The sequence below is a fragment of the Scandinavium sp. genome, from assembly GCF_036271055.1.
Taxonomy (GTDB): domain Bacteria; phylum Pseudomonadota; class Gammaproteobacteria; order Enterobacterales; family Enterobacteriaceae; genus Scandinavium.
This window is the reverse complement of record NZ_DATBBJ010000014.1, coordinates 20,529-27,555: the sequence shown is the minus strand read 5'-3', so window position 1 is coordinate 27,555 and position 7,027 is coordinate 20,529. Positions and strand designations below refer to the sequence as shown.

Genomic DNA, 7,027 nt, shown 5'->3' with positions numbered 1-7,027 from the left:
GGCAACGCCCATGCCGTTTGACTGTGCGGTCAGACGGGTAGCAATCTGCATGCCTGCGGCATCGTCAGCGGCGGAGTTGATACGTTTGCCGGTACCCAGACGCTCCATAGAGGTAGAGAGCAGGCTGTTAGCCTGGTTCAGTGCGTTGGTAGAAGACATGGAAGCTGCGTTAGTGAAAAGGGAAAGTGCCATGATGTTTATCTCCGTTCGGTACCGGCGTATCCGGTATCCCTGTTATGTACTGAGATAAAACGGCACAGGGTGAGTGGAAATTAAATTTAAAAAAGAATAAAAATTAAAAAACAATAAAATCAGTGAGATAAAAACAAAAAAACACCGCCAGCAGGCGGTGTTCGGGAACGATTTTGAAAAGGATTTCGCTATGCCAGCGTGCCGACCACGCTGAGTTCGCTCTCTTCGGGGATCTCGTTGTAAGAGAGAATATGCAAACCGGATGAGAAAAGACGACCGTAGCGAGAGAGCAACGGGCGTAGCTGTGGCGTGACCAACAGTACCGGTGAAAAACCTTTCGCTTTCATCTGTTCTTCAATCACCGGCATGTTGTTCTGCAACTGCGTCAGAATATTCGGATCAACCGGGAAACTGTCCAGCGCCACTTTTCCTGCCTGCTGCGCCTGATTCAGGGCAGACAACAGAATATTTTCCAGCTGGTTTTCCATCGTGAAGACCGGCAGCTTTTTCTTTTCGCCGTTAATGGTGTTCACAATGGCGCGACGCAGTGAATAGCGCACATCAGAGGTCAGCAGCAGCGGGTCTTTCGTCACCGTTGAGCTTTCAATCAAGGTGGTGGCAATCGTCACGATATCTTTCAGTGAGACATTTTCCAGCAACAGCTGGCGATACACTCGCAGCAACTGGCTATGGTTCAGCGTGCTGCCCAGGTCTTCTGCCAGTTTTGGTGCCAAAGCGGCAAGACGGCCATGAAGATGGGTGATGTCGTCATAGTTGAACAAATCGGGCAGGTTTTCGCGTGCGATACGGTTGATGTGTGTGGCAACCACGCTCGCACAGTCGACAACCTGGTAACCCATATTTAACGCTTCTGCGCGCTGGTTGTGGTCAATCCAGACAATCGACATCCCGTAAGCCGGGTCGACATCCAGCACACCATCAATATCACCGTAGGTTTCTGTGCCGGGAATTGCCATCAGTTTATCGGCATGGACTTCGCCCATCGCGCGGCGAATGCCGTTGATGTGGATAGCATATTGCGCGGGTTTGAGGCGGAAGTTTTCTCGAATGCGGATTTCGGGCAATAGCACGCCGCAGTTTTCTGATACCACCTGACGCACACCGCGGACACGCTGGGAAAGCTGATTCCCCTGCGCGGCATCCACTAAAGCGACCAGTTTATAGCCCAGATTGAGGCCAATCGGTTCCACCATCGGGATGTTATCCCAATTGATGTCCGGCAGCTTATCGTTGCTAAGCGCATCGCTTATCGCACCAAAATCTTCCTCTTTGGTGACCGTGGGCTTAACCACTTTCCCCTGACGCCATGCCACAAAGCACAGCATGGCGCTGAAGCTGAGGAAGGCGATATGCGGCATATTTGGCACAATCGCCAGCATGAAGAGGATAAAGGAGGCGGTGTAAAGAACGGACGGCTTCGCCAGCAGCTGGGTTTTAATCTCATGGCTGACATCGTTGCCGTCGCTGACGCGAGTAACGATGATAGCGGCTGCGGTTGAGAGCAGCAGAGAAGGGATTTGCGCGACCAGGCCATCACCGATGGTCAGCAGAACATAAGTTTGAAATGCGTGGGAAGCATCCAGGCCATGCCTAAAGATCCCGATACAGATCCCGCCAATGACGTTGATGACCAGCACCATGATCCCGGCAACGGCATCACCACGGACAAATTTAGATGCACCATCCATTGCTCCGTAGAAATCCGCTTCGTTGGCGACATCTTTACGGCGCTGACGCGCCTGCTGTTGGTTTATCAGGCCAGCATTCAGGTCGGCATCGATAGCCATCTGCTTGCCCGGCAAGGCATCAAGTGTAAAGCGCGCCGACACTTCGGAGATACGTTCCGCACCCTTGGTGACCACCACGAAGTTGATGATCATCAGAATGACGAACACCACGAAGCCGACGACAAAGTCGCCGCCGATAACGACCTGCCCAAAGGCTTCAATGACCTTACCGGCTGCACCTTCGCCTTCGTGACCATTCAACAGGACAACACGCGTCGAGGCGACGTTGAGCGAGAGTCGCATCAAGGTGGTGATAAGCAGTACCGTCGGGAACACCGCAAAATCCAGCGGGCGCTGGATGTTAATCGACACCAACAGAACCAGCACAGCCAGCACGATGTTGAAGGTGAACAATATGTCCAGTATGACGGGCGAAAGCGGCAGCATAACCATTGCCAGCACGCTTAAAAGCAAAATCGGAACGCCAATGCGTCCCTGCTTCAGTATGGCAAGTTTCTGCTGAAAATTACTGGTTGCCATGTTCGTCTAAGACCTCTTTAGGGAGATTGATGTGCCTGTTGAGGCGGGGTTTAGCGTCATTCTTGCCGGTACGCCACGACTTCAGCTGCATCACATAAGTCAGAACGTGGGCAATGGCGCGGAAAAGCTGCGCCGGAATTTCCTGGTTAACGCGGGTGGTGTGATACACGGCGCGAGCCAGCGGCGGAAATTCCACCACTTCGACGTTGTGCGACTTCGCGACTTCACGGATATACAGGGCGATGTCATCGACACCTTTTGCCACGATGTAGGGCGCTTTGGCTTTATTCAGATCGTATTTCAGCGCTACGGCATAGTGGGTTGGGTTAGTGATGACGACATCGGCTTCAGGGACTTTACGACTGATTTGACCCATCGCCATCTGGCGCTGCAATTGACGAATGCGCCCTTTAATCTGTGGGTTACCGTCGTTGTTCTTGTGTTCTTCCTTCACTTCCTGCTTGGTCATGCGCATTTTTTTGGTGAACATGAAGGTGCTGAGAGGCACGTCGATCAGCGCAAAGATGACAATGACCGTGATGAAGCTAACCAGAATGCCGTGGAAAATAGAGAACCCCTCTTGCACGGCCTGGCGAAGCCACAGGCGTTGCAGGAAGAGCAGGTCATCCATCGAGTCATGAATCGCGGTGTACAGCACTGCCAGAATAATCCCGCATTTCAGCAGCATTTTCCCGAGCTCGACCAGATGGTTACTGTCGAACAGGCGTTTTATTCCACTCAACGGGCTGATTTTTTTGAAGTCAGGTTTGAGTTTTTCGATGCTGAACATAAAGCCGCCAGGCACCAGGCTTGCGATAATGCAGGCCGCTGGGATCGGGGTAAGAGAGACCAAAATTCGCAAGATGATATGGACCTGAGTCAGCATAAACTGATTCATTGCGCCTGGGTCATCGAGCTTCCCTGCCATCATACCGACGGCGGTAAAGGACTCTCCAATCAGGGTCTTATACCAGGGGAAGAACGCGGTGAGAGTGAACAGCGATGTCAAAAGACCCGCCGCCATGGTCAGATCTTTTGATCGGGGGATATCGCCTTTTTCACGAGCCTTTCGCAGTTTACTTGCGGTAGGTTTTTCACTCTTATCGCCGGAACTGGAGCCAGACATCAGTTATTCCTCACTGAATCAAGCATCGACAGAATTTCAGTGGTCAGATTGAGATAGTGACCGGGAATATTGCTGATCATCATCGACACACAGAGCAGGCCAAACAGCATGCTTATCGGGAAGCCGAGGGAAAATAAGTTCAGCGATGGGGAAATACGGTTAAGCAGGCCGAAACCGCCTTGCACGATCATCATCACGAAGGTGGTCGGCAGGGCAATCAACGTCGCACCGGAGATAATCCAGCCAAAACTTTCCACCAACAGCTTGAGCGTTGGGCGGTTAATCGCCTGACCAATAGGCCAGTAAGTGAAACCTTTATAAAGCACCGTCACCAGCAGCAAATGTCCGTCCATGATAAAAAACAGCAGCGTGGCGAAAACGGTAATGATTTGCGAAATAACCGTGGAGTTCACGCCATTCACCGGGTCATTCATGGTCGCCATGCCCAACCCCATATTCATCGCCAGAATTTGTCCGGCAGTTTGCAGCGTGACAAAAACCAGGCGCAGGATCAGACCAAACAACATGCCCCACAGCAGTTGCTCACCCACAAGCAGAACGGTACGCATCGACAATAATTCTGTCATGACCACATGCTCTGGCAGCATGGGCGTGATGACGATAGATAGCGTCAGGGCAAGCCCTGCTTTTGCGCGACGGGAAAAGGCTTTGTTGTCGAGTATGGGGGCGAAACTGAGCAGCGCCATAATGCGGAAAAAGGGCAGCATCAGGGCTAACAGTGGCATGTAGAGAGTCTGTAACTGAATACCCACGGTTAACTCACAAGCGTTGCGGCCTGATGGAAGATATTAATGGTAAAATCCACCAGTTGAGTAAGTATCCACTTACCACCAAAGACAAGTACACCAAGGGATACAACAAGGCGAGGCAGAAAACTTAACGTCTGCTCGTTGATTTGTGTTACCGCCTGGAAAATACTGACACACAACCCGACCATCAGGCTTGGCACAATCACCACCGCCGAAACGATCAGAATAAGTCGTACTGCCCCGGCCACAATATCGCCTGCAATATCCATGTTCATCATGGCTACAGTCCTCTGACGCTGGCAGTTAACGTGCCGACAATCAGCGTCCAGCCGTCACACAGCACGAACAACATCAATTTGAACGGCAGCGAAACGATCAGTGGCGAGAGCATCATCATCCCCATCGCCATCAGAATACTGGCGACAATCAGGTCAATGACCAGGAAAGGAATGTAGATCATAAAGCCAATCTGAAAGGCGGTTTTCAGCTCGCTCAGAAGATAGGCCGGTGTAATGACCGTTAAATCTTGCTCCTTGGCATCCCCTTTCGTCCCCGCGATATCCATCATCTGCGCCATCGCCTTGTTATTGGTCTGGGAGAGCATGAATTTTTTCATCGGTACGGCGGCGGTCGCCAGCGCTTGTGGCAGGGTCATTTCATCATGCTGAAACGGGATGACCGCTTCCGCATAGATTTTGTTCCAGACGGGGTGCATCACCAGCAACGTTAATGCCAGCGCGATACCGGTTAAAATCTTGTTTGGCGGGCTTTGTTGTAACCCTAGCGCCTGACGCAGGATCGCCAACACAATGATAAACCGTGTGAAGCAGGTCATCATCAATACCATGATTGGCAGCAGACCCAGCAGGGTCATCATGATTAAGATTTCAATCTTAACGCTGTAATCCTGGCCGCCGGCATTGGCCGTCGAGCTAAACAAAGTAATATCGCCGTTGGCGGCAAGCGCCCACGGCGAAAACAGCAGCCCGATGGCCAGAAGCGTGGCCAGGCTACTGCGGGAGAGCACGCGTTTCATCGGGCTAGCTCACCGAGATCTTTGGTATTGAATTCAAGAATACGCAGGCCGTATTTGTCATTGAGCATGACCACTTCTGCTTTACCAAACAAAATACCGTTCACTTTGATATCCAGCGGTTCACCGGCCAGTTTGTCCAGTTCAACCACCGAATCGTTGTTCAGGGTCATTAGGTCAGCCAACGAAATATTGACAGAAGCCACTTCCAGCGTCAGCACCACAGGGATGCGGCTGAACAGCGACATCTTCTGCATTTCGCTCATGCCAGGGGTAGAAGGGGAATCAGATTGGATATCCAGGCGGATGTTCCCTTCCACTGTATCCTCTTGCTCAAGTTCATTGAGATTAAGATCGCCCAAATCCAGGCTCTGACTCAATTCTTGTTGCAAATCACTCATATTGTTTCTCAACCGTACTGCCAGCTATTTCGTTAAGGAAAAGTTTCCCGCGATCTTCAGCGATCTCCGCTTCGAAGATTTGTTCCTTGCCAATAAACACGGGAACTGGCTCATTAATAAAGATAGGGATGATATCCCCTGCTTTTAAATCAGAGAGTTGTGCCACCGTTAAATTCAGGTTAGCCAACCGGGCATTCAGCTTTAATGGAAGGCAATGAAACATGCTTTCTATTTGTGCCGGTGTAGGTGACTCAGGGCCACTTTCTCCGTTTTCGACAGCATTGACGCGAAGCCGGGCCAGATAGTGATCGACATGCTTCTCATCAAATAGCACGGTAAATGTGCCATGTTCGTAGCCGGCTAAAGTGTAGGTAATACACCAGGCCCACTTTGTCATTACTGCGGAGTTATCGACTTTGATATCCAGCGCGCAACCGAAGCTATCTTCATCGACTAATAGGCTGGTCAGTTCCTTGCCTACTTTTACTCTTAACCGTTCCTCAGTTTTGGTGACTTTTTCGTCCTCAATCGCCACAGGAACCGGATTACTATCATCACGCAAGCCATAATAATCATAGAGAATATTCAATAATAAAGAGCGATCGATACTGATCGCAATATAACCAAATTGGGTGGAAAATATTTGTGAGTTTTTATAACTTTTATCAATACTAAAACTCATATTTTTTAAAGAAACGTTAACGCGCAATTTTTTAAGAAAGTAGAGACTCAGCTGCGAATCTGTAATGTCAAAACGATCGTTAATAATTTTCGGTAACTTGTGCCATGGGCGACCCAGTTTTTGTGCATCCAGGGTTGTCACTTCTGGCAGTGAATCGCTGTGATAAATCCTGACTGTCTGAGATGCTGGGTTCATGGCTCTATTCGCAATGGTATGAAACGGGTAAAAGGTGAAGCAATGGAATAAAATCTTCCGTTTACGATTGTACAAGGAGGAAAACTAATAAAATGACGATGTTAGTTTATATCTGCTGCACTGCCTGGTATGGATAAGCCAGTCAGTCCTTGTGTCTATTTAGCAGGGGAAGATTAAACCGCTTTTCTGTGTCGGTGGCAAGGTCGCTTCCGTTATTATTGCATTATTTAAAAAAGTAATTTTTGGTTAATGTTTTTTGCTAACTTAATGTTTTTAAAGGATTAATGTTTTAATATTTCTAAAAAATTAAGATGAATCCGAAGGGGAAGGTATAGTTCCC

Annotated in this window: 8 protein-coding genes; all 8 read right to left on the bottom strand. The window is 49.7% G+C overall.

From position 1 onward, the window contains the following. Positions 1–192: flagellin N-terminal helical domain-containing protein (locus VH187_RS01380; protein WP_473964785.1), on the bottom strand; the 192-nt coding region annotated here is incomplete at its 3' end. 188 nt (positions 193–380) lie between these two features. Then, positions 381–2,480 carry a flagellar biosynthesis protein FlhA gene (locus VH187_RS01375; protein ID WP_329699705.1) on the bottom strand — a complete coding sequence of 700 codons (2,100 nt, stop codon included), beginning with the start codon at positions 2,478–2,480 and terminating at the stop codon, positions 381–383. Further along, a complete protein-coding gene (gene flhB / locus VH187_RS01370; protein ID WP_329699704.1) occupies positions 2,467–3,606 on the bottom strand; it encodes a flagellar biosynthesis protein FlhB in 1,140 nt (379 codons plus the stop codon). The genes VH187_RS01375 and flhB overlap by 14 nt, the downstream gene beginning before the upstream one ends. Beyond that, positions 3,606–4,379, bottom strand: a complete 774-nt coding sequence (gene fliR, locus VH187_RS01365) for a flagellar biosynthetic protein FliR (protein ID WP_329699703.1) — start codon at positions 4,377–4,379, stop codon at positions 3,606–3,608. Before fliR ends, flhB begins: the two co-directional genes overlap by 1 nt. Positions 4,380–4,381: 2 nt before the next feature. Continuing rightward, positions 4,382–4,654 carry a flagellar biosynthesis protein FliQ gene (gene fliQ, locus VH187_RS01360; protein ID WP_329699702.1) on the bottom strand — a complete coding sequence of 91 codons (273 nt, stop codon included), beginning with the start codon at positions 4,652–4,654 and terminating at the stop codon, positions 4,382–4,384. 2 nt (positions 4,655–4,656) lie between these two features. Then, positions 4,657–5,412, bottom strand: a complete 756-nt coding sequence (gene fliP, locus VH187_RS01355; RefSeq protein ID WP_329699701.1) for a flagellar type III secretion system pore protein FliP — start codon at positions 5,410–5,412, stop codon at positions 4,657–4,659. Beyond that, a complete protein-coding gene (fliN, locus tag VH187_RS01350; RefSeq protein WP_329699700.1) occupies positions 5,409–5,810 on the bottom strand; it encodes a flagellar motor switch protein FliN in 402 nt (133 codons plus the stop codon). Before fliN ends, fliP begins: the two co-directional genes overlap by 4 nt. Continuing rightward, positions 5,803–6,687, bottom strand: a complete 885-nt coding sequence (locus VH187_RS01345) for a FliM/FliN family flagellar motor C-terminal domain-containing protein (RefSeq protein WP_329699699.1) — start codon at positions 6,685–6,687, stop codon at positions 5,803–5,805. Before VH187_RS01345 ends, fliN begins: the two co-directional genes overlap by 8 nt. Between the last annotated feature and the right edge of the window lie 340 nt (positions 6,688–7,027).